Genomic DNA, 26,098 nt, shown 5'->3' with positions numbered 1-26,098 from the left:
ATTACAACTCCTTAGCCACCTCAACGACTTCAAATACTTCTATCTGATCTCCAGCTCTAACATCATTATAGTTTTTAACGCCTATACCGCATTCAAGACCTTTTTTAACCTCAGCAGCATCATCTTTGAATCTTTTCAAAGACTCAAGGCTTCCTTCATATATAACAACGTTATTTCTAAGTACACGTATAGGATTAGCCCTTTTGACTAGACCCTCTATAACCATACACCCAGCTATAGAACCAAACTTAGAAGATCTGTACACTTCTCTAACTTCTGCTATACCAACTATTTGCTCTTTCATCTCTGGAGATAAAAGACCGCTCATAGCTTTTTTAACATCATCTATCAAATCGTAGATAATATTGTAATAACGTAACTCTACACCGTCTGCTTCTGCTATTTTTTTAGCAGCAGCATCAGCACGAACGTTAAAACCAACAACTACCGCCATAGATGCTACTGCTAGAGTAATGTCTGATGAAGTAATTCCACCGATACCACTAGCAATAATCTCAACCTTGACTTCATCTGTAGATAATTTAAGTAAAGAATCCCTAATAGCTTCAACAGAACCTTGAACATCTCCTTTGAGAATAATTTTTAAAGTTTTTTGTTCGCCATCTTTACCTATATGGTTAAACATATTTGATAATTTCAAAGTCTGCTCATGAGCTACCTTAGCGTCTTTTTGTTTTTGAGCTCTTTGGGAGGCAACCTCTTTTGCTTTTTTCTCACTTTCAACAGCTATCACTTGGTCACCAGCAGCTGGCACCCCTGACAAACCAAGGATTTCCACTGGGGTAGATGGTCCTGCTGATTTAATATTTTTGCCCAAATCATCATACATAGCTCTAACACGACCAAATTCTGTACCACACAGGACAACATCACCTTGCTTTAAATTACCATTTTGGATAAGTATAGTTGCTACAGGGCCCCTTCCTTTTTCTAACCTTGATTCAACAACAACTCCTTCAGCATAACCATCAGCGAAAGCTTCTAACTCTAAAACTTCTGATTGTAGGAGAACTGCATCAAGCAAATCTATAATACCCTCACCTGTTTTAGCAGAAACATTTACAAACATAACATCCCCACCCCAGCTTTCTGGTATAACATTTCTCTGAGTAAGCTCACTTATAACTTTTTCAGGATCAGCTTCTGGCTTATCGATCTTATTTACTGCGACAAGTATTGGAACCCCTGCTGCTTTAGCATGCTGTATAGCCTCTTCAGTTTGTGGCATAACACCATCATCCGCAGCAACGACTAAGATAACTATATCTGTTGACTTAGCCCCTCTTGCACGCATAGAAGTAAATGCTTCATGCCCTGGAGTATCTAAGAAAGTGATAGATCCTTTGTTAGTTTTTACAGAATAAGCTCCTATATGTTGAGTAATACCTCCAGCTTCCCCAGAAGCAACTCTAGATTTACGAATATAGTCTAATAAAGAAGTCTTACCATGGTCTACATGTCCCATAATTGTTACAACTGGCGCTCTTGATAACTTTTGGGTACCACTTCTATCAACCACAGTTATAGCTTCTTCTAAAGCATTTTCATTATGCAAAGTATATTTATGACCCATATCTTCAACTATCAATATAGCTGTATCGTGGTCTAAAGACTGATTAATAGTTGCCATAACTCCCATGTTAAAAAGAGTTTTAACTATCTCTGCACCTTTTACGGACATTTTTTGAGCTAAATCACTTACTGTGATACCTTCATATATTTCTACAATCTTTACTGTATTTTCAACTGGTTTTGTAAATTCTTGTTTTTTAACTTTTGGAGCTTTAAGCTTGCCTTTTTTAGCTCCAAACTCATCAAAAGACTCTAAATCTCCAGCTAGTTGTGATAACTGTCTTGGATTTGCTTTTTTAAATCCTTTACCAGCCGCCTTTTTAGTTTTTGCACGTTTGTCTTCTTCTTCTCTTTTATATTTAGTATTTGTCGTAGAAGTGCTAGCAAACTCTTTTTTGACTGTTTTCTTTTTAGCCGCATTTATTACACTAGACTCAGTATCAGTTGTTGCTATTGGTTCTGGTATAGAAATAAACTTAAAACCACTATCTTTTGGCTCTATAATTTTTTGCTCTTTTGTATCTGCCACCACAGAACTCTCTACTATAGCAATATCCTTAACAAAAGTTGTATCTTGTTTTTTTAGCTCAAGCTCTGTTTTTTGAGTTAGTTCTTTCTCATGAGGCTTACCAACTACTTGAAAGCCTTCTTTTTGTGTAATCAAAGCTTCCTCATTAGCAATAGTCGATTCTTCTATCCTTCCAGCAACTCGTCTTTTTCTTTTAACAGAAACATTTATTTTATGTTTGCCATCAAGTTTCATTGTAGTTGTCACTTTTTTTCTAGTTGCAGAACTTTTTGCGCTATTTATTTTTTCCAAAAGTGTCTTCATTTCTACTGGGGTTAAAGTATCATTTTCACTAACTTTATTAATACCAAAAGACTTTAACTGCTTTAACAAAGTCTCAACATCTTTATTTGTTTGTTGTGCCAATTGCCCAACCGTAATTTCTGCCATCTCTCTCTCCTTATGTACTTTTATCTCGGTACTTTCTTACTCAAACCAAGGAGCTCTTGCTTGCATTATTAAGTCTGTAGCTTTTTGTTCATCAACTTTTACAATCTCAAGCAACTCATCTACTGATAACTCTGCTAAATCTTCCATAGTTACTATATTCGCTTTCGCTAACTGCTTAGCCAAATCTTCCTGCATACCCTGCATATTTAAAAGATCTTCTGCAGGCTCCTTATCACCTAACGCTTGAGATAAAAGAGCTGTCTTAGCTCTTTCTTGCAACTCATTAACTATATCTTCATCAAATCCTTCGATTTCTAAAAGCTCTTCTTTATCTAAATACGCTAGGTCTTCTAATGTCTCAACCCCTTCTTCAATTAAAACTAAAGCAAAATCATGATCAATATCTAAAACTTCCACAAATTTTTCTACTATAGACATTTGTTTTTCTTCTTGCTCAGCATCTGAAAGGACGTTAATTTTCCAGCCAATTAAAGCACTTGCTAATCTTACATTTACACCATTTTTACCAATAGCTTTAGATAAGCTTTCTTGTTTAACAACTATATCCATAGAGTTAGTTTCTTCATCAACATTAACCTCTAAGATATCCTCTGCAGCAACTGGTGATAAAGAATTAATAGCATATTGTACAATATCTTGGTCCCATAATATCACATCTACCTTTTCACCATTTAATTCACTCATTATGGAATGAATCCTAGAACCTCTAACTCCCACACAAGCACCACAAGGATCTATTCTTTGATCATTACTTTTTACTGTGACTTTAGCTCTAAACCCTAATTCGCGAACTACATTAACTATAGTAATAATTTCTTCTTCAACTTCTGGAACCTCTAGCTTAAATAAAGCTTTTAGCATAGTGTTACTAGCCCTACTTAGCATAATAGTGTTAGGCTTACCTTCATCGTCACAGTCTACACTTTCAACACAAGCTCTAATTTTATCACCAACACGAAATCTTTCTCTCGCTATTAAATCTTTTTTTGGCAATATCCCTTCAGCATTGTTACCTAAATCTACAATTAGCAACTCATATGTAGCTCTTTTAATTTCTCCATAAACAATATCACCAATTTTATCTTGATATATTTTTGCTGTTTTCTCTCTTTCGAAACTTTTGATTTTTTTCATTAAGATTTGCTTCGCCGTAGCAGCAGCTATGCGTCCAAACTCTTTGACTTCAACATTTTCTCTGAATACATCACCCGCTACAACATTGTAACCTTTCTCTCTAGCAACATCTTCGTATAATTCTTTAGAATAATCTATTAGATCCTTATCTTCAGAAACAATATGCCATACACGTTCAGCCTTAAAATCACCTGTAACTCGATTAATCTTAACTTCTATATTCATCCTATCATCAAGCTCTTTCTTAAGTATCGTGACTAAGGCTTCCTCCATAGCTTCAAATAGAAGATTTTTTGAAATATCTTTTTCATTTGCTACCGTTTCTAATACTAATAGTAATTCTTTACTCATATTCTTACCTCTATTAACTAAAACTCTGGTGAAACTCTTAATTTCTTGAGTTCTTGAAAATCAAAACAAACTTCTTTACCATCATCTAACTTTAAAACTATATTATTGCCTTCAACTTTATCTAAAACTCCTTTGAATTTTGTTTGTGAGTTTACTGGTTCAAATGTTACAGCCTTTACAGTGAATCCTATTAAAGCTTGTGCCTGATTAATATTGAAAATCTGTCTATTCATACCCGGTGAAGACACTTCTAGTACATACTTACCAGAAATAGGATCCTCAACGTCAAAAATAGCACTTAACTCTTTACTTACTGTTTGACAATCATTTACAGACACTCCGTTTTCGTGATCGATAAACACTCTCACTGTAACCGTGCCACTACCAACAATCTCTATTCCCCAAAGAATATAACCTAAATCTGCAGTTATAGGCTCTACTATATCATATAATTTATCTAATAACATTTTCACCCCTTAATTTTGCTTATCTCCAGATAGCAAAAAGGCCCTTGAAGGGCCTTTAAATAAAAAATTCTATTTGGTAGCGGGGGCTGGATTTGAACCAACGACCTTCGGGTTATGAGCCCGACGAGCTACCAAGCTGCTCCACCCCGCGTCTATATGGATATATAATAGCACTATTTTATACTATTTCAAGTCTTTCTTAGCAATTAAAATTTCTAATAGCATAAATCATAGCTTTTACGTGTTCAGGATTAATATCTGGATATATGCCATGACCTAAGTTAACTATATAATTATTAGCTTTATCTGACTGGATAAAATTCATATGTTGCCTTACTGTTTTTTGAATACTTTCTTTATCTGCATATAAAAATGCTGGATCAAGGTTTCCTTGTAAAACTTTACCACTACCTATCCTTTGACGAGCTTGTTCAATAGTTACACTCCAATCAACACCAACTCCATCACAAGACAAATCTTTATATTCACCAAAAAAGTTTGAGCCTCCTTTTGTAAAAAACACTATTGGTACTGATGGTACAACCTGTTTGACATTTTTAGCTATGTATTGCATATAGTCTAAAGAAAAATCTTTATATTGAGCTAACGGTAAAATCCCCCCCCAAGTGTCAAATATCATCAAAGAATCAGCTCCTGCTTTTATTTGCTCTAACAAATAAATAATAGTAATATCTGCTAGTCTTTGTAATAATTGATGCATCAATTGTGGGTTTGCATACATCATTTTTCGTAATTTATTAAACTGCTTGGAACCTTTGCCCTCTATCATATATGCAGCCAATGTCCATGGACTACCAGTAAACCCTATTAGAGGAACATTTATAGCAGCCTTAGTTGTTTGAACGGCAGCATAAACATACTGTAACTTACTTACACTTTCATCAACTTCAAGTAGCTTATTTAGATCGTCATTAGTCTCTATAGGATTTAAAAAAATAGGGCCTTCTCCTTTTACAAACTTAAGATCTAACCCCATAGCTTCTGGGATAGTCAATATATCCGAAAAAACAATTGCTGCATCTAGGTCATACCTTCTAAGAGGTTGTAAAGCCACCTCACAGCATGCATCTGGATTGCGACACATATCCATAAAATCTGCAAATTTAGACCTAACCTCTCTATACTCTGGTAAGTACCTACCAGCTTGACGCATTATCCAAACAGGCGGCTTCTCTAATTTCTCATGCTTAAAAGCATCTAAAAATAATTTTCTCATACTATTCTGCTTTAATATAATAAACCAACAAAAGGCCGGCACACAGGCACGGCCCCTACATTATTTAATAAACTTATCCATTTTCCTGTAACTTATAGCTTCTTGAATTGCTTTTTTATCAACCTCATCATTACCATTAAGGTCAGCTATAGTCCTAGCTACTTTAAGTATCTTATAATATCCTCTTGCTGATAACCCCAGCTTTTCTATTGCTAATTCAAGCATTTTTTTACTATCCTCACCAAGCGAACAAACTTTATCAAGCTCTTTACTACTTAGCAACGCATTAATTTTATTCTGACGTGATATTTGCAACTGTCGTGCCTTTTCAACTCTAGCTCTAACTAAGCTACTTTTTTCACCCTTAAGATTTTGGTTGGTAAGGTCTTGTTTAGACAATTCTAAAACTTCCAGATGTAAATCTATCCTGTCCAGCAAAGGACCCGATAACTTACTTTGATACCTACGTATTGTTTGTATAGAGTCTGTACATTCTTTAGTTTGAGACCCTAAATATCCACAGGGACAAGGATTCATCGCAGCAATTAGTTGGAAGTTTGCTGGATACTCTACTTGACATCTAGCACGAGAAATATTCACAACTCCTGTTTCTAAAGGCTCCCGCAATACTTCTAAAACTTTACGGTCAAACTCAGGTAACTCATCCAAAAACAATACCCCATTATGAGCTAAAGAAATTTCTCCTGGCATAGGGTTACTACCACCGCCAACTAAAGATACTCCTGAAGATGTATGGTGAGGGTGTCTAAAAGGTCTTTTATAAAAACTCTCTGCTATATGAGACTCTCCTTTTATTGAAGCTATCATTGCTGATGAAAGAGCTTCTTGTTTATCCAATGGTGGTAAAATTGAGTTTAGTCTACTAGCTAACATTGTTTTACCCGTTCCAGGTGGTCCTACTAAAAGAATATTGTGTCCACCAGCTGCAGCTATTTCTAAAGCTCTTTTCGCCTGATATTGACCTTTTACGTCCTCCAAGTCTTGATAAAGACTATCAAAGTCAATATCTAGATTGGGCTTTACTTTTGACTTGTTAATTTCACCTGATAAAAAATCCACAACCTCTTTTAAGTTAACAAAACTATAAGCTTCAACGCCTTCAACTAAACCTATTTCTTTTTCATTCTGAACAGGTAAAATAAGTTTTTTAGTAGCATGCACACACTTAATAGCCATCGGTATAGCACTAGATATTCTTCTAAGCTCACCACTTAAAGATAACTCTCCAGCAAATTCAAAATCTTCAACGTTCTTACTAACATCTATTTGACCTGATGCGTAAAGTATTCCTAAAGCTATCGGTAAATCAAATCTACCACTACTTTTAGGTAAATCAGCAGGAGCTAGATTAATAGTAATTCGCTTATTAGGAAAGTTAAAACCTGAGTTTATAATAGCACTACGAACTCTATCTTTACTTTCTTTAACAGCAGTTTCTGGTAATCCAACGATTGACAGGCTTGGCAAACCATTTGATAAATGAACTTCTATAGAAACTGAAGGAGCCTCTATACCAAGCTGAGCTCTACTTTTTAGTACCGCTAAAGACATAGCTATTTTTTCTCTGCTAACAGCTGATCTAATTTAGCTTCTATACTTTCAAGCTTTTGACGAGTTTTTAAAAGTATTTTCTTTTGCACTTCAAACTCCTCTCTACTTACTACATCAAGCTTTTTAAGGCTTTTTTTCAGGATACTTTCTTTTGAATTTTTAATTATATCATTTATTGGGCTAAGAACTTTTTTCATAATATATTTAAGTTTTTGCGTAGTATTATTAAAAGTATAGTTTGTATAATTCAAATAGGCAACTAAAGATCATCCGCTCCTTTAACATGCCACCTAACGTCACTTACAATCGCTTGCATAAATAAATCATTAATTTTACCTGACTCTATTTCATGGTTTGATAACGTTATGATTTTCTGTAAAGTCAGCTCCACTGCGTCAGCGTAAATGTTTGTAGCTATACTCATATTTTTATAATCAATTGAAAAACTTCTTGGAAGCTTTACGCGTATTGAATCATAATCAATAAAACTCAATAAGCTTTTGATTTCTAATAAAGTTGCTTTTGTTAAGTATAAATGTGCAACACTATTAATTTGAGATATCCCAGACATCGCAGTTGACCTAAATTCAAATAAAGTTTTAGGAGACAAATCAGCATCTACTATAAAAAATTGTTGTTTTACTCCTCCCCAATTTCCTAGGTTTATAGCTATATCATTAATGTACAAACAAGAAAATGCTAGTTTTGCTAAACCTATCTCACCACCAATATTTTTTAGAAAAGTTTCTCTTATAAATCTTTTCTCATCAGTTATAGGTATTTTTTTTACCAAAAATTCTCTATTAGCTTTTTTTACAAACTGTGAAGCTGGTTGAAATTGATATTCAAATTTAGTCCCATACAATTTTTCTGCTGGGATATTTTTATCTCCATGAAATACAGAACCACCTTTTTCATAAAAGAATTTACCCTCAGGAGCATCAATACCAATGCTCTTTAGAAATGCAAAATTCAAATGCCCTTTAATCATATCAGGAGAGACATTCAATCCACTAGGTTGCTTTAAAGACTTAAATACATATCTTTCATTATTATATGTACATACTTTACCTGCACTTACACCTGCTGACTTACTTATACAATCTGACAATATCAGCGATACATCTTCAAATAAATTTTCATCAAAAACTAGCGAAGTCGAAGTTGTAATTGCACTAGATTTTGCAACACGAGGAAGCATCACGATTAGTAACATAATTAACAATGCTTTTAGTGTAATAGGGTACTTATATTTATAAGCCAAAGGGATTGTATTGGTTGCATAAGTTTTTTGTTTTTCAGTTTGAATATTACTAAAAGCAATTTCTTTTAATATTTTATAAACATCGGCACTATGAGCCTGATAAGTTTTATCAATCTTCATATGAAAATCCTGATTTGACCTCTCTAGAAATTTCAACTGACGCTTAGAGATTTTCCTATCTGGAATCTTATGAAGGTATGGTTTAAACATAAATTAGCGTATGACTTATCTTCAAAGTAATATTAATGTGCAATTTTAACTAAAAATTTAATAGTATACGACAAATAGTATTCATTTATATTTAATGGCGTTATTAAATAACATTCACAACCCGAGAAAGAACGCCCAAAAGAAGCATCGGCATAATACCTAAAAATAGTAATACCAAACCGTTTACACTTAATGCCACTAAAGAGGTAAGTGGTGCTTTTACTGTCTCTTCATTCTCAGGTTCGTCAAAATACATCATCTTGATAATACGGATGTAGTAGAATGAAGCTATCACCGCCATAAATAATACAAAGCAAGCTAAAACATAACTACCATTATTTATCAGCCCCATAATAACAAATAGTTTTGCTATAAAGCCACCAAATGGTGGAATACCTGCCATTGAAAACAATACTATTAACAAAATGAATGCCAACCAAGGATCTTTGGTATTAAAACCTTTTAGATCATTAAAGCTTTGTACCTCATAACCACCAACACTTATAGTGGTCAAAACACCAAATGCTGCCAAAGTTGTAAATACATACACAATCACATAGAAACTAGCTGCTGTCAAGGCATAACCTTGTGGTTCCAAAGTCGTTGCTAACAATACAAAACCAATTTGTGAAACTGTTGAATAACCCAACAGTCTTTTTATATTAGTCTGTGATAATGCTACTAAACTACCAAAGAATATTGATGCAATACCAATTACTCTAAACAAATATACCCATGATGCCTTAAATTCTGGAAAGCCAACAAATAAGATATTTACCAACATAGCAAATGCTGCTACTTTAGGAATAGTTGCTACAATATTAGCAACCGCGTTTGGTGCTCCTTCATACACATCTGGTAACCACATATTAAATGGTGCCGCACCAAGCTTAAATAAGAAAGTTGCTGTCATCATTACTAAACAGATTAGTAAGAATTTGTATTCTAAACTGTCAAAACTATGCGCAGTTATAAATTTAGCAATATTGACGATATCTAGCTGCCCTGTAATACCATAAACGAATGACATACCAAAGAGTAATAACCCTGAAGCAATTGCTCCAAGGATAAAATACTTAATTGCAGCCTCTAAACCTTTACCAGATTCACGATAAATGGCAATTAAAGCATATAATGGCAATGACAATAATTCCAAACCAATATAAATAGTTATCAGATTATGTGCTGCAGTTAGAACCATTGATCCTAAAATAGCTAACATTAGCAATGTATAAAAATCGCCATCGGAAATTTTTCTATCTTTAACATACTCACGTGAGTATAAGGCAACAAACAAAGATAAAACCAAGATTACCAGCTGTAATGTATAGGCAAAACCATTAAAGACTACTCGTCCTTCAAAGGCACTTCCTGCTTGTAAGATATACTCTTTAGCAAAAGTAGCTATTAGTGCTAAGCTTACAAATACCTGAAAAAAGATATAATTAATATTTTTAATTTTACCATGTAAAAATAGCCCAGAGAACATTACAATCAAAACACCTACTGCTAACAATATTTCTGGTAAGATAAAAAGAACAGATAAATTCATAACACCACCTTATAGAGATAAACCAACAATATGTGCCGAAGCTGCTGCTGAAAGCTTAAGTATCGGCTCTGGATATAAACCAAACAATAATGTTGGTATCGCTAATAATATAAATACTAAAATTTCCATTTTATTTAAATCTTGTAAATTAGCTACTTGTGCTGAAACTACTTCACCAAAAAAAACTCGCTTATACATCCACAGTGTGTAGATTGGAGCAATAATCAGAGTTAGACCAGCTATCAAAGCCACAAGTGAAGAGTACTGAAAAACTGCCAACAATATCATAAATTCACCCACAAAACCACTAGTGCCTGGTAAACCAACGTTAGCCATACAGAATAGTAAAAAGAACGTTGCAAATATTGGCATAGTTTTTGCCACTCCTGAAAATGATGAAATTTCTCTTGTATGCATTCTTAGGTACAAGTAACCAATACCTATAAACATACCACCAGAAGAAAACGCATGAGCTATCATCTGAAACACTGCTCCTTGTATAGCAAGTTGCGCATGAGTTGCTCCTAAATTAGGGTCTATATTTTTTAGTATAAATATAGAAAATAATCCTAAAGTTACTAAACCCATATGGGAAATAGATGAGTAAGCTATAAGCCGCTTAACATCTGTTTGTGCAACAGCCACTATCCCGACATAAACAATTGCTATTAAAGATAAAATCACCAATACATATTCTAATGAGGTAGTAACCTCTGGTAACATTGGGATTGCAAACCTTAAAAAACCATATGCCCCTAACTTAAGCATAAGTGCTGCTAATATTACCGAACCTCCGGCAGGTGCTTCAGAATGGGCATCTGGTAACCATGAATGAAAAGGCCACATCGGAATTTTTACAGCAAATGCTAAGAAAAAAGCTCCAAACACTAACCACTGTGCCGTGAGTGTAAACTTAACGGTATCAGCTAAACCTTGCGACTGCGTAGCCCATGCTATAAAGTTTTGAATAGAGTAAGTATCAGCATTGATTAAAATATCTGTAGAAGAATTAGCTACTCTAGTCTGTAAATACAATATAGCCGCTAGTAAAAACACTGAACCAAAAAATGTATACATAAAATATTTAACAGCCGCATAAGCTTTACGCTTACCGCCCCAGATACCTATACCTAAACAAGTTGGAATAAGTAAAGCTTCCCAAAATACATAAAATAAAATTGAATCTGTTGCAGCAAAAACACCATTAGTTAAACCACAAGTTATCAAAAAGATAGCCATATACTGTCTAACTTTGACTTTAATAGAAGTCCAAGCAGCTAACACTATTACTAAAGTAGTAAAAGATGTTAATACAATAAATAAAACTGAAAAGCCATCAACACCTAAACTATAGTAAACATCGTGTAAACCAAATACTTTGAACCATTTTACACTTTCTTTGAATTGCATCGCTGAACTAGAAGGATCAAACGCGCCTACTAAAGAAATACATAAAGCTAGTGTTAAGCTACTAAAAACTAGTGCAACCCAACGTGCAGCATCTCCGTGCAACTCTTTTGTTCTAGTAGCTAAAACTACAAAACCGCCTACAATAGGTAGCCAAATTATCAAGCTTAATAAGTAATTTCCTAAATTCATAGTATAAATCTATCCCCTAACTGCCTAAACTATTATTAGCAACATCATAAATAACAATACACCTATAATCATGATAAACGCATAATCATACACATAACCACGTTGCACTTTTCTAAAGTTATCACCTGTTTGGTATATTAGATTAGATGTACCATGCACAATTGTCTTATCTATAACCAATATATCTACAACCTTCCATAAAAAGGCGCTGATACATAAAAACACTCTCACAAAAACCACATCATACAAAAAGTCTATAAAATACTTTCTAACCAAAATATAGTATATAACTCCTACACCCGAACTAGTTTTTGATAAAAACTCTGGTATACGAGGAAACCAAACGTATAAAACATAAGCTAATACTAGCGCACTTAATGCTAACCAAAAAGGCAAGGTATCTATAGAGTGCTCCATAAAAGCAAAAGCAGCAGTAGTAAACGGTTCACTAGCTAAATGTGCAGTTACAGATACACCATGTAAACCAGTTTGGCTATATGCACTTATTGTATCTCCAAACAACCCATGATTTTGAGATAAAATACTATCAAAAAAGTATTCGCCAATAAAAGCTGATGGAATAGCTAGCAATATTAAAGGAATTAATATACTAATCGGAGATTCTTTAAGATGCGATTTTTCATCTTCAGACATTCTTTCTTTACCATGAAACACTAGAAAAAATGTTCTAAACATGTAAAACGAAGTTACAAAAGCGCATGCTAGAACCATGTAGTAAGCTAACTGATGACCAAATACAGTTGTACTTTGAGCAGCTTCGATAATTAAATCTTTTGAGAAAAATCCTGAAAATGGCGGTAATGCAGCTAAAGACCATGTTCCTATAAACATACATATATAAGTTACTGGCATATACTTTCTTAATCCACCCATTCTGCGAATATCTTGCTCATGATGCATTGCTACGATTACAGAACCTGCTGCTAAAAATAATAATGCCTTAAACATCGCATGTGTCATAAGGTGAAACATTCCTATAGAAAATGCTCCGGCACCTTGAGCCACCATCATGTAACCTAACTGTGATAAAGTACAATAAGCAATAACCCTTTTTATATCTGTTTGAACTATTGCTATAAGACCCATAAATAAGCAAGTAATTGCTCCAATTATAAGCACAAAACTCAAAGCCGCTTCTGATAATACAAACATCGGTGATAATCTAGCAACCATAAATACACCAGCAGTAACCATTGTAGCAGCATGTATCAAAGCTGAAATAGGAGTAGGACCCTCCATAGAGCCCTCTAGCCACGAGTGCAAAGGAAATTGAGCTGATTTACCCATAGCCCCGATAAATAAAAGCACACACATAAGCGTAACTGGACTAAAGCTCAAACCTAAGAAATGAACAACTTGAGTATTATCAATATTAGGCAAAGCTGCAAAAACAGTGCTGTAATCAACTGAACCTGTGTACAAAATTACTGCACCGATACCTAATAAAAATCCTAAGTCACCAACCCTATTTACAATAAAAGCTCTTAAGCTAGCAACATTTGCTTTCTCTCTATTAAAATAAAAACCTATCAATAAGTAAGAGAAAAGTCCTACTCCTTCCCAACCAAAAAATAACAATAGGAAATTATTACCCATTACTAAGCATAACATGGCAAAAGTAAAACCAGAGATATACGCAAAAAATCTCGCATACCCATCTTCACCTTTCATGTAACCTATAGAGTAAACATGCACCAAAGTAGATACAAATGTAACTATAAGCATCATGTAAACAGTTATTCTATTTACAGTAAACCCAACATCCAGAGAAAATTCTTTAGATATAGGTGCCCACTGATAAAAGCTTATATCATATACATGACCGTTAAAAACACCATATGCTAAAACTGCGCTAAGCACAAAAGAGAGTCCACATAAACAAATGGTAAAAAAGCTAACTCCTTCATTTTTGACAGACCTACCAAAAAAACCTGCAATAACAGCACCCAATAAAGGTGATAAAACTATAACTGCAATTAATACGGCTGCTATTTGATTATTTATTATCATTATTGCCTAGCCTCTCAAAGTATTAAGTTTACTCAAATCAATTGTCTTGCGCTTTCTAAATATTGCAACAACTATCGCTAAACCTATAGCTGTTTCAGCTGCTGCTACTGCCATGATAAAAAACACAAAAACTCCACCTACTGCTTGTTGGTGCATATTAGCAAATATTAAAAAATTAGTATTAACAGCTAAAAGCATTAACTCTATAGACATTAGTAAAATTAAGATATTTCTTCTGTTTATAATGACCCCAGCAATACTTATAACAAATAAAATAGTACTAAAAATCAAACCATTTGTTACTGAAACTGATATTAAGTTACTCATTTGTCTTACCTTTATTACTTGGTATTTTTACCATTGTTAAACGATCTTTTGCTCTAACTTTAACTTGTTTAGCTGGATCAACAGCTTTGTTATTTTTACGTTTAGACCTTAAAGTTAAAGTCACCGCTGCTACCATAGCTGCTAATAAAATAAAGTCAACTAGCTCAAAGACGTACAAATTGTTATCATTAAACATAGTAAAGCCTATAATTTTTAGACCACCCACACCAGCTTGCATCTGACTACCAGCAAACACATGTATAGCGGCATAACTTATAATAGTAGCAAATATAGTACAAACGATTATGGCGGCTAAAGCATAAAAAAACCTACCTACTCTACCTTGTTCTTCAACGTGTAAATCCAACATAAATACCACAAATAAAAACATTACAAGCACTGCGCCAACATACACCACAATCAACAGTAAAGCTAAATATACTTGTTGTAATACAATCCATACACATGCTGTAAATATAAATGTAAAAATCATAGCTATCACAGAATTAACAGGGTTATTAGCCAACACTAATACCAAAGCAGAAACAATAGCTAACGATGCAAAAATATAAAATAAAATGTCTGTTAAAAACATATTTCTACCTAAAATCCTTATCTTGTAGTCTATCTGCTGCTATTTGAGATTCATACTTATCGCCTATTGCTAAAAGTTTAGCTTTAGTCATGATATTTTCACCACGCTCTTCAAAATGGTATTCTAATATATTTGTTTCTACTATAGAGTCAACTGGACAAGATTCTTCACAGAAACCACAGAAAATACATTTAAACAAGTCTATTTCATAACTAGAGGTCCTACGTGAACCGTCTTCTCTTTCTGTTGACTGTATAGTAATAGCTAAAGCAGGGCACACTACTTCACATAATTTACATGCTATACATCTTTCTTCGCCATTCTCATAACGTCTAAGAGCATGTAGCCCCCTAAACCTATTAGATATAGGAGTTTTTTCATCTGGATACTGTACCGTAACTTTACGGGTAAAGAAGTGCTTACCAGTAACCTTAAGACCTTTTAATAGCTCCCACAATAAAAAGGTCTTAAAAAAAGTCGTTATATTTCTCATAATACTATCCTTTTTACCACCAAGGTCCCACACCAAATCTGACCATGCATGCTACCACCACTACCCAAATAAATGTTAGTGGAATAAATATTTTCCATCCAAGACGCATGATTTGGTCATATCTATATCTAGGATATGTCGCTCTTATCCATAAGAACATAAACATAAATATACCAGTTTTACCGAATAACCAAACTGTTGCTGGGACAATATCAAAGTAGCTTTCTAACGAAGTTCCTTGGAAAGGTGAATTCCAACCACCTAAAAACATAATTGCCGTTAGGATACTTATTAATATCATATTTGCGTATTCTGCCAAGAAAAATAACGCAAATCTAGATCCTGTATATTCTATATGGTGTCCAGCTACAATTTCAGATTCACCCTCCACAACGTCAAAAGGCGCTCTATTAGTTTCTGCAATTCCTGATATAAAATAAACTATAAATAGCGGAAATAACGGAATAAAATACCAATGTAAAATACCACCTTGCTGGGACTCTATAATACCAGTTATCCCCATTGAACCTGATGCTATTACAACGCCAACTATTGCAAAACCCATAGCTAATTCATATGAAATAACCTGAGCTCCTGCTCTTAATGCACCAAATAAAGAATATTTACTATTTGAAGCCCAACCAGCTATCACAATTCCATATATTGAAAAAGAAGTCATTGCTAAGATATATAATAACCCAAGATTCATATCTGATAGTACAACACCTTTTGCAAATGGTATAACTGCCCAAGCAGCATAAGCTGGTGCAAAAGCTAAAATAGGTGCTATAAAAAATAGATATCTATTAGAATTTGTTGGAATAATTATCTCTTTTAGAAAAAGTTTTAAAGCATCCATTATTGGCTGTAACAATCCAAAAGATCCAACCCTATTTGGACCTATCCTATCTTGCATATAGCCAATAACCTTTCTCTCAGCATAAGTATAATATGCAACCACTAAAATCAAAGGAACTATGATAAGCAAAACATAAAGTGAAGTCCAAAGAATATACTTTAACATGCCTATTCTCCTCCTTGAACAACTGTTTTAATATTAATATTAGAGTTATGAATGAAGGCTTTATTCAGACTCCTTGGTAACATAAAATTCTTAGAGTGCAAGCTAGGATCAACTATTACATCTAACTGCAACTCATTATTTATATCATAGATTTTTATACTTGCCTGAGTGTCTTGTAAACCTAGCTCACTTGCTAGAGCCTGAGATATTCTAACCCCCTTGAATCTTTGTGCGTCTTGGGTCTGTTGGAGTGGCTTAGCTCTTCTAAGTAAGCTTGAAGAATCATACATAGAGTTAGAGGCTACAAAAGCTACGCTTTTTTCATAATCAAGGTCGGTATTAAGAATTTGTCTCACATGATTTGGAGTAACACGCGCTCTAAAATTATAAGTATCATCTGAAATTTCTGTAATAGTATTATACTCAAAACCTTCTAAACCTAATAAATTACCCAAAACTCTTAAGATTCTCCAAAGTTCTTTATTATCTGCATATGGCTTAACAGCTTGCTTGAACTCTTTTTTATTACCGAAAATATCAATAAAACTACCTTCAGTCTCGTAATGAGTAGCTACTGGAATGATTATATCTGAAACATCCTTAGTAAATTTGTCTGCAAAAGAGGTAAAGCTTACAACAACGTCTATCTCATCTAGTGCTTGTTTAAGCTTATCTTCACCATATAAAGCATCCTTGGAAAGCTCTGTATGAGTAGTAAGTAGAAGTTTTGTCTTTGTTTGTCCATTCAAGCACTTATAAGTACTAAAATCAGCTTTAGATGAACTTAGAATCCTATCAGCTGCTACAGAGTTAACATTACTAGCTAAAAAGCCTCCTCTTACATGTGTAACTTTTTCAAGTATCGCAAATATACTAAACACTGTTTCAAAACAGTTATTATTTACTATATCTTGGCCAATTATAATCTTAGGATTATTTGCAGCAATTATCCTATCTGCAACATCTCTAACCTCACCTGCTGGATCGACTTTTCTCAAAATATCATTTAGCTCACCATAAGCAATATTTGCTCTAACAAAGATAGCCTTTAAAAGAGATAAAGTTATATAGCGAATGTGATCAGCTGCTAATTTAACCTGATTTACACTATAATTAAAATCATAATCGCAAATATTCCATGCAACGGCTTTAGCTGAATTCTTCTCAACAGCTTCCTTGATAGCTATATTTATTAGTGGGTATTCTTTTCTAACATTAGAGCCCAAAACAAGAATAAAATCACTATTTTTAATATCATCATATGAGCAGCTAAGCCCTTTACCAGAACTAACTCCCGCAGAATTAGTAAACTGTCTAATCCTAGCATCTATATTAGAAGAGCCTAAAGCTTGAATTAGCTTTTTCATCAAAAACATTTCTTCAGATGTGGATGTTTCTGAGACAATAGCAGATATACTATCAGCTGTATATTTTTCTCTTGTATGTTCGATAGCAACTTTCACAAAGTCCAGAGCTTCTTCCCAAGAAACTTCAACCCAGCTACCAGATTTCTTAATCATTGGTTGCTGAATTCTATCTTCACTATATAATCCTGCATACTCAAATCTATCTCTATCAGCTATCCATGTACCTGTTATCTGATTCTCTGCTGGTACAACTCGTATGAGCCTATTTTGGTACACATGTGCATTAATGTCTATGGCTAAACCATCTCCAGCGGATACTGTTGGAAACTGTTTTAATTCCCAAGCTCTTGCCTTAAACCTAAATGGCTTGGATGTAAGAGCTCCAACCGGACAAAGGTCTATAACGTTACCAGAAACTTCTGAATTAACCATATCTCCAGATATGTAGGTACTGATTTCAGAATGATCTGCTCGGCCGATAACACCTAATTCTTTAACCCCTGCAACCTCTTCACCGAAACGCACACAACGCGTACATAATATACACCTAGTCATGTCAGTCGCTATAAGTGGGCCAAGATTTGGATTAGCAACAGCTCTTTTAGATTCTTTATAATCAGATGTTGTTTTACCATAACCCATGGCTATATCTTGTAGTTCACATTCACCACCTTGGTCACATATCGGGCAATCAAGAGGGTGGTTTATGAGTAGAAACTCCATCACATCTTTTTGCATCTTAAGAGCCGTTTCAGAACGAGTTTTAATTTTCATCCCATCGGCAACTGGTGTAGCACATGCAGGAGATGAACGTCTTGCACCCTCTACATCAACCAAGCACATACGACAATTTGCTGCTACCGATAATTTTTTATGATAACAAAATCTAGGAATATAAATTCCGTTAGCATCAGCTATCTCAATTATAGATTGATTAGGTAAAGCTTCATAACTCTTACCATCAATCTCTATGTTTATTTTTTTGGACTCTTTATTGTCTGACACAAAACCACTCCAATCAACTATTGATCCACAATACTTTTACCATTATTTTCAATCATATAAACAAATTCTTCTCTGAATTTGCGTATATAGCTCTGTACTGGCCATGCTGCTGCATCACCTAAACCACAGATAGTATTACCCTCTATATTTGTAGCTACCCTTACTAAATTATCTATATCTTCAGGTTTTCCTTCGCCAGACATTATTCTATGTAATGTGCGTGACAACCACCCTGTACCTTCACGACATGGTGTACATTGACCACAAGACTCTTCATAATAAAAGTCTGCTAACCTAGCTAAGGTTTTAACCATACAAACAGTTTCATCCAATACCACTACTGCTCCTGATCCCAACATTGATCCAGCTGCAGAAATTGACTCATAGTCCATATTAACTTTCATCATTTCTTCACCTGTTAGAATCTGAGATGAACTTCCTCCAGGAATCACTGCTTTTAGTTTCTTGCCATTTCGCACACCACCACACATATCCAAAAGTTCACTAAACGGTGTACCTAAGCCAATTTCAACAACTCTTTGTTGTTTCACATGCCCAGAAACACAAAAAAGCTTGGTACCACCACTTTTTTCTGTTCCTAAATTCTTAAACCACTCTCCTCCGTGCTGTAGTATAGCCGGTACTGAGGCATAGGTTTCTGTATTATTGATATTTGTTGGTTTACCATATAACCCTTTAAATGCTGGAAATGGTGGCTTAAACCTTGGACGCCCTTTTTTTCCTTCAAGCGACTCTAAAAGCGCTGTTTCTTCACCACAAATATATGCTCCTGCACCAACTGCCGAATAAAGATCAAAAGAAATACCTGAAGATTTAATATTAGAGCCTAACAAACCAGCCTGATACGCCTCTATAAGAGCGTCCTCAAATCTTGCGATAGGTTCATAAAACTCTCCTCGTGTGTAATTGTAACCTACTGTTGCACCTACAACATACCCGGCTATAGCCATTCCTTCTATAAGTTGGTGAGGATTATTTCTAAGTATCTCTCTATCCTTACAAGTACCTGGCTCACCTTCATCTGAATTACAAACTACATACTTTTGACCTGGTAAACTACGAGGCATAAAGCTCCATTTTAAGCCAGTTGGGAATCCTGCACCACCCCTACCTCTTAATCCAGAGATCTTTAACTGTTCTATAATTTGTTCTGGCGGAATCTTTTCGGTTAAGATCTTGTTCCAATAAGAATATCCTCCCACAGATAAGTAAGACTCCAAACTGTATGGCTTATCTAAATGCAGGGTACGAAAACAAACTTCATTAGCCATTTTTACTCCAAAGAATCAATTATCTGATTCACTTTATCTATAGTTAGATTTTCATAAAAAACCTTATCCACCTCTAGCATAGGTGAACCACAGCAAGCTCCTTGGCACTCAACTTCTTTTAGAGTTATCCTACCATCATTTGTTGTTTGACCAGGCTTAATTCCTAACCTTTTTTCAATATGAGCCAAAATATCATAAGCTCCATTTAACATACATGATACATTGGTGCATAAATTAAGCTTATGTCTACCAACTGGTTCTAGATCATACATACAATAAAATGTAGCAACCTCATAAACATCCACCTTACTAACTTGCAAATATTCCGCCAAAGCAGTCTGCAAATCATCAGTTAGGTAGCCACCATTACTATCTTGCAATATATGTAAACCTTCTAAAATAGCAGATCTTCTTTGATCTACAGGAAATTTACTTAAAACTCTTTCTAATTCTTCTCTCGCTTGTGGCGGTATTAGTTCTATTAAAGACATTATTTTCTACCTATCTACATCACCAAACACAACATCTATTGTCGAAATGATAGCTGGAGTATCAGCTAACATATGCCCAGACAACATTTCATCCATAGCACTAATATGAGCAAAACCAGGTGCTCTCATCTTTAGTCTGTATGGCTTATTTGCACCATCTGATTTAATATATACGCCAAATTCACCTTTTGGATGCTCAGTTCCAACATATACCTCACCCTCCGGAGTACAGTAACCTTCAGAAAAAAGCTTAAAATGATGGATTAACTCTTCCATACCATTTTTCATAGCGTTTCTGCTTGGGGGAGCAATCTTATGATTGTCGGATAAAACTGGACCTGAATTAGCTCTTAACCAATCTATACACTGTTTTATAATTTTGTTAGACTCTCGCATCTCTGCCATTCTGACTAGATATCTATCGTAGCAGTCGCCATTTTTTCCTATAGGAATATCAAAATCAAGCTGATCGTAAACTTCATATGGTTGCGATTTTCTAAGGTCCCAAGCCACACCACTACCTCTTAGCATCGGGCCTGTAAACCCAAGAGCTTTTGCTCTGTCTGCAGTTACAACACCTATATCAACTGTCCTTTGTTTCCAAAGCCTATTGTCAGTAAGTAAAGTATCAATTTCATCAAGAGATTTCTCAAAATCCACAACAAAGTAGTCTAGAAAATCTAGCATACTTCCTTGTCTTGGTTTGTTCATTTTTTTAGTTTTTCTCTTACTAGAAAACCTACTTTTCTCATACTGTGGCATTTGATTAGGTAAATCTCTTGCTACCCCACCAGGCCTAAAATAAGTTGCGTGCATTCTAGCACCCGAAACTGCCTCATAACAGTCAAAAAGATCTTCTCTGACTCTAAAAGCATACAGAAATACTGTCATTGCTCCTAAATCAATTCCACAGGCAGCAACCCATAAAAGATGATTTAAAATTCTTGTCATTTCAGCAAACATTACTCTGATATACTTTGCTCTTTCTGGAATTTCTAAAGTAAGTAATTTTTCTATAGCCATGACATAAGCATGCTCATTACACATCATCGATACATAATCTAACCTATCCATATAGCCTATACTGTGGTTATATGGTTTAAATTCGGCTAGTTTTTCCGTACCTCTATGTAATAGCCCCACATGTGGATCAGCTCTAACTACAGTTTCACCATCAAGTTCTAATATAAGTCTTAATACACCGTGTGCTGCAGGGTGAACAGGTCCGAAATTTAACGTATAGTTTTTATATTCTGCCATTATCACAAATCCATAAATTATTTACTACGAATGACTCTAGGAGTATTAACCCTATCGTCAATCTCTACAGGTTCATAAACCACTTTACCAAGGTTTTCATCATATCGCATTTCAACATAACCTGTTTGTGGAAAGTCTTTTCTTAATGGATGCCCCACAAAACCATAATCAGTAAGCACTCGTCTTAGATCTGGGTGGTTATTAAAGTAAATACCAAACATGTCGTAAACTTCTCTTTCAGCCCAGTTTGCTGAAGGCCATAAATCATTCACAGAATCCACAATGATAATTTGCGCATCTTTTAGTTTACATTTAACTCTAACACGCACATTATTTGTCATACTCAAAAGCTGGTAAATAACTTCAAACCTGTTATCAAAACCACTTTCCACAAATCCCTGTTGGCGGCCACGAGAGAACCCTGTTTGAGAAACTTCTTTTCCAACCTGCCAATCAGTTTGACCATATGTCAGATAATCTACAGCAGTGATGTCGCTTAACTGCTCAAAAGAATACTCTTTTTTTAGTACCTGCAATACTTGGTATATGTCTTTTTGATGTTTTATAGCTACATTTATTTCTTTGTGAGCAATACAACAATAAGCATCAAATCCTTCTAGAACCTTTTTAATATTCTCTAAATGAGGATGTAAAGAAATACTCACACCTATTTCCTCGCTATAGTATTTGTTCTAATAATTTTATTCTGTAACTGAATAATCCCATAAACTAAAGCTTCAGCAGTAGGCGGGCAACCTGGAACATAAATATCAACTGGTACAATCCTATCACATCCTCTAACAACAGAATATGAGTAATGATAATAGCCACCACCATTTGCACAAGAACCCATAGATATTACCCACTTAGGGTCTGGCATCTGGTCATAAACTTGTCTTAGCGCCGGAGCCATCTTATTACAGAGGGTACCAGCCACTATAAGAACATCTGATTGCCTTGGCGATGGTCTAAAAACAACCCCAAATCTATCTAAGTCATATCTAGCAGCACCAGCGTGCATCATCTCTACCGCACAACAAGCCAGACCTGTAGTTACTGGCCACATAGAACCTGTACGCACCCAATTTATAAGAGCATCTGCACTAGCGGTAATAAAACCTTTATTTTCGTTACTTATTCCCATTCTAAAGCCCCTTTCTTCCAACCATAAATTAAGCCTAAAAATAGCACTACTAAAAATATAATCATTGCAAAAAATGCATGGTTAGATATTGCTGGTGCTATAGCTGTTGCTCTTAGGTTTATTCCCCACGGAATAACAAAAGCTAACTCCAAATCAAAAACCAAAAATAATACTGCAACCAAGTAAAATCGGACATCTAGTTTTTCTCTAGCATCCCCAAAAGTTGGAAAGCCACACTCAAACGTCTCATTTTTACTCTTACTTGGATTATTTGCACCCACAATAATAGAGATAACCTTACCAGCTATCGCAAAAGCAGCACCTACAGCAAAGGCTATAATCAAAAATATTAATATCGGAGCAAATTCTAAGTAAACATTTGTAGTCATAGAAAGAATTTTCATAAATAGATTAATCCCAATATAATACCACAATTGGAAATTAAGTACAAAATAACAGCAGCTGGATAAAGGGGAATATAAACATCAATCAATGAGAAGTCTAATAACAATTACGTTATACCATTTGCTTTTGCGTTATCTTTAAATAGAGCTACTTTGTTTAACTTCTTAGCAAAACACTGGATAAGTGGGCTAAGGAAGTGTTGCAGCTGGAACTAGGGTGTTAAACACTAAACAATGGTAGCTATAAAACGTTTTTGTGCTTGTAAAAACAATAATGTAGTTGACCGATTAGATTCACATATATAGTATTTCGTCAGCACCTCATCTAATTATTTAGCTTCGAAAACTATATTTAACTACATGCGGTGGTGCTATGTTATAAGAAATTTGGTTCATGAAGCCCAATCAATAAGTATGAAAAAAGTAGAAATATAATAAGGAGATATAATGCCTGCATATAATATAATCGAACCTAGTGATAACACTGCACAGTTAAATTGTACAATTTGTCTTGAGAGTTTACATAGTGAAAACCAAGAAGAACAAATGATAATATGTGAAACCAGTTGTAAACATTATTTTCATAAGCAATGTATTGACACATGGTTGGAGCGCTCAGAAGAGTGTCCATTATGCAAGACAAGCTTTGGAAATAGGCGACAACGGCCAGAGGATAACTTCAATATTGAAGAATTTCTGGAACAAGAACAGAATGCTAACGCTAATGCGCTGGGGCAGGAGGATGATTGTATAATTTGTCTTCAGCCATTAGATAGAAGGTTTAATATATCATGTCCAAATAATCATGACTGTTTTCACGAAGAGTGTGCTAGAGATTGGTTGTATACCTCTAATAGGTGTCCTATTTGCCGGCAAGATTGTCGACGAGATCGTCCTGCCAGAAATATAGCAAGAGTTATAAATTTAAACGTTCCAGAACCTATATACAGAACAAATTTAAATCCCTTATTGCCAAACCGGCAAGAATTTTTCCAAAATTTAGTGAACCAAGCCGTTCCACCTGAAAATATAAGTTTGCAAAACCTAAAGCAAGCCATTAGAACCGCAACTGAAAACTATTTAGCGTGGCGAGGAAATGGCAGAGGTTTTTTTCACAGAGGAAATACAGGCAAAGACAGGGCGTTGAATTTTAGAACCGAAATTAATAATTATAATGGAACAACTAGTGATTGTTGGCGACATATTGCTAATACTATTAGAGACTATCCTAGACACAATCATTCGTATACGTCATTTATTTTGAATAGCTTTAAAAATATTCCTGGTTTGAGACTTCGAAATCTTGACTATACATTAGATACTCGCGAGGTGAAAAAGGAGCGTTATCGATTGCTTGGTGGTGGATTATCGCAGATTAATATAGCTGAGCAACAAGCGCGTAATTTAAGAGCAATAATCCTTGGTAATACGCAAAGCCAACGTTTATTTTGGCGCATCTGTTTTAATGAAAATGAGCCCGCTGGTTTCTCTACAACAGGAATAGCAACAAAAACAGTTAATCTTCAAAATAATGACCGTTTAACTATGATGACTACTGCTGGGCAAGAACGCTTTAGAGTTTTTACAAGACCTCTCTACAGAAATGCGCAGATAATCATACTGATAGGTGATAATGACGAGCTTAGAGATCTTGCTTCGCGCATCCAAGATAACGATAGCGTCCCAGTGGTATGGGTGAGATTACCTAACTAATCTGTAAAAGTTTACCAAATTATTATTGTTGTATTTCTATTTAGAATCTGGGATTTAAGATAAAGCTGAAATTAAGTCGGTGAATCTCCTAATAAATCAAACATATTTGTATGAAAATCGCTAATAGGTTTTATAATACTTTTATAGTTATTATAAGCAGTTTCGCAGGACAGATTATAGATTGGAAAATCTATTAATTTTTCGCAAAGTTCTATAGTAATTTCCTCATTACATAGTCGCCAATACAATAACTCAAGATCGCGCTGAGTGACATTCCTTAGTTGAGCTTCTTTTTCTATATTTACCTTATGATTTATGTATTCTTTATGCTCAGTATCAACTTGTCGATGAGTTTTAAGATATGAAAATTTTTTATCCAAATTTAAACTATTTTCCCAGTAATTATCTTCCCTAACCTTATTCCAAGCTCCCTCCTTATTAAATAATAAAGTAGTTCCAGAATTACGGCGAACAAGCCCAAATTCAGGCCCTTGAACCTTTATATCAAACCTCAACTCAGATCTATCTTTTTTATGATTTGCAAAAGCAAGATTTCTAGTTTCATCATATGATGGATGTGAATGAGCAATAATTTGACGGCTCCAAAAATGATTGCTTAAAAATCCTGATGTATTTATGGTTGCACCTAGATTTTGATTTTTATCCACATCTTTATTACTTTGAACTTTCAGTCCCATAGTGGGAATAAGCATCTTTCTAGTTAAAGAATCTGGACGAAATGCTGGCGGGTATTTACCATTAAAAATTGATACGTGGTTACCAATATTATTGACATGCTCAGGATTTATAGATGGTTTAGCATAAAAAATACCAGCTTCACAATCAGGGCGCCCAAGTAATTTTGGAAGTGAGGCCATAGTTTTAAGAGTAACCCCAAGCTCTGGAATATTCCAGCATATAGTTTCTCCTTTAGCTAATGCTTCCAATATTTTAGCATTTAATTCTAATTCCACATTTAACTCCAGTTACTAAC

Annotated in this window: 23 protein-coding genes and 1 tRNA gene; 1 reads left to right on the top strand and 23 read right to left on the bottom strand. The window is 34.7% G+C overall.

Features of this window, described 5'->3' with window-relative positions; genetic code table 11:
• Position 1 precedes the first annotated feature (1 nt).
• The 22 genes from infB to ndhC all read right to left on the bottom strand — a co-directional run bounded on the left by infB (position 2) and on the right by ndhC (position 23,376).
• Positions 2-2,551, bottom strand: coding sequence for a translation initiation factor IF-2 (gene infB / locus E3E15_RS00790; protein ID WP_172106234.1), 2,550 nt, complete (start codon positions 2,549-2,551; stop codon positions 2-4).
• Between the two features lie 36 nt (positions 2,552-2,587).
• Positions 2,588-4,057 carry a transcription termination factor NusA gene (gene nusA, locus E3E15_RS00785; protein WP_035720838.1) on the bottom strand — a complete coding sequence of 490 codons (1,470 nt, stop codon included), beginning with the start codon at positions 4,055-4,057 and terminating at the stop codon, positions 2,588-2,590.
• A gap of 17 nt (positions 4,058-4,074) precedes the next feature.
• Positions 4,075-4,524, bottom strand: coding sequence for a ribosome maturation factor RimP (gene rimP / locus E3E15_RS00780; protein WP_172106233.1), 450 nt, complete (start codon positions 4,522-4,524; stop codon positions 4,075-4,077).
• A gap of 74 nt (positions 4,525-4,598) precedes the next feature.
• Positions 4,599-4,675, bottom strand: a tRNA-Met gene (locus E3E15_RS00775).
• 48 nt (positions 4,676-4,723) lie between these two features.
• The gene (gene hemE / locus E3E15_RS00770) at positions 4,724-5,761 is read right to left on the bottom strand and encodes a uroporphyrinogen decarboxylase (RefSeq protein ID WP_172106232.1); all 1,038 of its coding nucleotides are present in this window, start codon (positions 5,759-5,761) and stop codon (positions 4,724-4,726) included.
• A gap of 60 nt (positions 5,762-5,821) precedes the next feature.
• Entirely contained in the window at positions 5,822-7,333 is a 1,512-nt protein-coding gene (locus tag E3E15_RS00765; RefSeq protein WP_172106231.1) for a YifB family Mg chelatase-like AAA ATPase, read from the bottom strand.
• 2 nt (positions 7,334-7,335) lie between these two features.
• Positions 7,336-7,530 (bottom strand): accessory factor UbiK family protein, encoded by a 195-nt coding sequence (locus tag E3E15_RS00760; protein ID WP_035720827.1) that lies wholly within the window; start codon positions 7,528-7,530, stop codon positions 7,336-7,338.
• Positions 7,531-7,592: 62 nt separating this feature from the next.
• Positions 7,593-8,717 carry a hypothetical protein gene (locus tag E3E15_RS00755; RefSeq protein ID WP_172106230.1) on the bottom strand — a complete coding sequence of 375 codons (1,125 nt, stop codon included), beginning with the start codon at positions 8,715-8,717 and terminating at the stop codon, positions 7,593-7,595.
• Between the two features lie 193 nt (positions 8,718-8,910).
• The gene (locus E3E15_RS00750; protein ID WP_172106229.1) at positions 8,911-10,359 is read right to left on the bottom strand and encodes an NADH-quinone oxidoreductase subunit N; all 1,449 of its coding nucleotides are present in this window, start codon (positions 10,357-10,359) and stop codon (positions 8,911-8,913) included.
• Positions 10,360-10,368: 9 nt separating this feature from the next.
• The gene (locus E3E15_RS00745; RefSeq protein WP_172106228.1) at positions 10,369-11,958 is read right to left on the bottom strand and encodes a complex I subunit 4 family protein; all 1,590 of its coding nucleotides are present in this window, start codon (positions 11,956-11,958) and stop codon (positions 10,369-10,371) included.
• Positions 11,959-11,982: 24 nt separating this feature from the next.
• A complete protein-coding gene (gene nuoL / locus E3E15_RS00740) occupies positions 11,983-13,989 on the bottom strand; it encodes an NADH-quinone oxidoreductase subunit L (protein WP_172106227.1) in 2,007 nt (668 codons plus the stop codon).
• 6 nt (positions 13,990-13,995) lie between these two features.
• Complete coding sequence (gene nuoK / locus E3E15_RS00735) at positions 13,996-14,316, bottom strand: NADH-quinone oxidoreductase subunit NuoK (RefSeq protein WP_035720810.1); 321 nt, start codon at positions 14,314-14,316, stop codon at positions 13,996-13,998.
• The gene (locus tag E3E15_RS00730) at positions 14,309-14,911 is read right to left on the bottom strand and encodes an NADH-quinone oxidoreductase subunit J (RefSeq protein ID WP_172106226.1); all 603 of its coding nucleotides are present in this window, start codon (positions 14,909-14,911) and stop codon (positions 14,309-14,311) included. The genes nuoK and E3E15_RS00730 overlap by 8 nt, the downstream gene beginning before the upstream one ends.
• A gap of 4 nt (positions 14,912-14,915) precedes the next feature.
• On the bottom strand, positions 14,916-15,404 hold the full coding sequence (nuoI, locus tag E3E15_RS00725; RefSeq protein ID WP_172106225.1) for an NADH-quinone oxidoreductase subunit NuoI: 489 nt from the start codon (positions 15,402-15,404) through the stop codon (positions 14,916-14,918).
• A 13-nt stretch (positions 15,405-15,417) separates the two neighbouring features.
• Complete coding sequence (gene nuoH / locus E3E15_RS00720; protein WP_035720805.1) at positions 15,418-16,428, bottom strand: NADH-quinone oxidoreductase subunit NuoH; 1,011 nt, start codon at positions 16,426-16,428, stop codon at positions 15,418-15,420.
• Between the two features lie 2 nt (positions 16,429-16,430).
• Positions 16,431-18,800 (bottom strand): NADH-quinone oxidoreductase subunit NuoG, encoded by a 2,370-nt coding sequence (gene nuoG, locus E3E15_RS00715; protein WP_172106224.1) that lies wholly within the window; start codon positions 18,798-18,800, stop codon positions 16,431-16,433.
• 17 nt (positions 18,801-18,817) lie between these two features.
• On the bottom strand, positions 18,818-20,092 hold the full coding sequence (gene nuoF, locus E3E15_RS00710; protein ID WP_172106223.1) for an NADH-quinone oxidoreductase subunit NuoF: 1,275 nt from the start codon (positions 20,090-20,092) through the stop codon (positions 18,818-18,820).
• Between the two features lie 2 nt (positions 20,093-20,094).
• Positions 20,095-20,583 (bottom strand): NADH-quinone oxidoreductase subunit NuoE family protein, encoded by a 489-nt coding sequence (locus tag E3E15_RS00705; RefSeq protein WP_035720797.1) that lies wholly within the window; start codon positions 20,581-20,583, stop codon positions 20,095-20,097.
• 6 nt (positions 20,584-20,589) lie between these two features.
• A complete protein-coding gene (locus E3E15_RS00700; RefSeq protein WP_172106222.1) occupies positions 20,590-21,843 on the bottom strand; it encodes an NADH-quinone oxidoreductase subunit D in 1,254 nt (417 codons plus the stop codon).
• A 17-nt stretch (positions 21,844-21,860) separates the two neighbouring features.
• Positions 21,861-22,514, bottom strand: coding sequence for an NADH-quinone oxidoreductase subunit C (locus E3E15_RS00695; RefSeq protein ID WP_425352915.1), 654 nt, complete (start codon positions 22,512-22,514; stop codon positions 21,861-21,863).
• Complete coding sequence (locus tag E3E15_RS00690; protein ID WP_035720791.1) at positions 22,511-22,987, bottom strand: NuoB/complex I 20 kDa subunit family protein; 477 nt, start codon at positions 22,985-22,987, stop codon at positions 22,511-22,513. The genes E3E15_RS00695 and E3E15_RS00690 overlap by 4 nt, the downstream gene beginning before the upstream one ends.
• Positions 22,978-23,376 (bottom strand): NADH-quinone oxidoreductase subunit A, encoded by a 399-nt coding sequence (gene ndhC, locus E3E15_RS00685; RefSeq protein WP_172107215.1) that lies wholly within the window; start codon positions 23,374-23,376, stop codon positions 22,978-22,980. The genes E3E15_RS00690 and ndhC overlap by 10 nt, the downstream gene beginning before the upstream one ends.
• Positions 23,377-23,838: 462 nt before the next feature.
• Between ndhC and E3E15_RS00680 the strand changes: the two genes are divergently transcribed.
• Positions 23,839-25,104 (top strand): RING finger domain-containing protein, encoded by a 1,266-nt coding sequence (locus E3E15_RS00680; protein ID WP_172106220.1) that lies wholly within the window; start codon positions 23,839-23,841, stop codon positions 25,102-25,104.
• A 71-nt stretch (positions 25,105-25,175) separates the two neighbouring features.
• Here E3E15_RS00680 and E3E15_RS00675 read toward each other — a convergent pair whose 3' ends face one another.
• Positions 25,176-26,078 (bottom strand): hypothetical protein, encoded by a 903-nt coding sequence (locus E3E15_RS00675; protein ID WP_172106219.1) that lies wholly within the window; start codon positions 26,076-26,078, stop codon positions 25,176-25,178.
• Positions 26,079-26,098 lie beyond the last annotated feature (20 nt).

This window comes from Allofrancisella frigidaquae, from assembly GCF_012222825.1.
GTDB lineage: Bacteria > Pseudomonadota > Gammaproteobacteria > Francisellales > Francisellaceae > Francisella > Francisella frigidaquae.
Note: the sequence above shows the minus strand (reverse complement) of the source record. Positions and strands in the feature narration are given on the sequence as shown.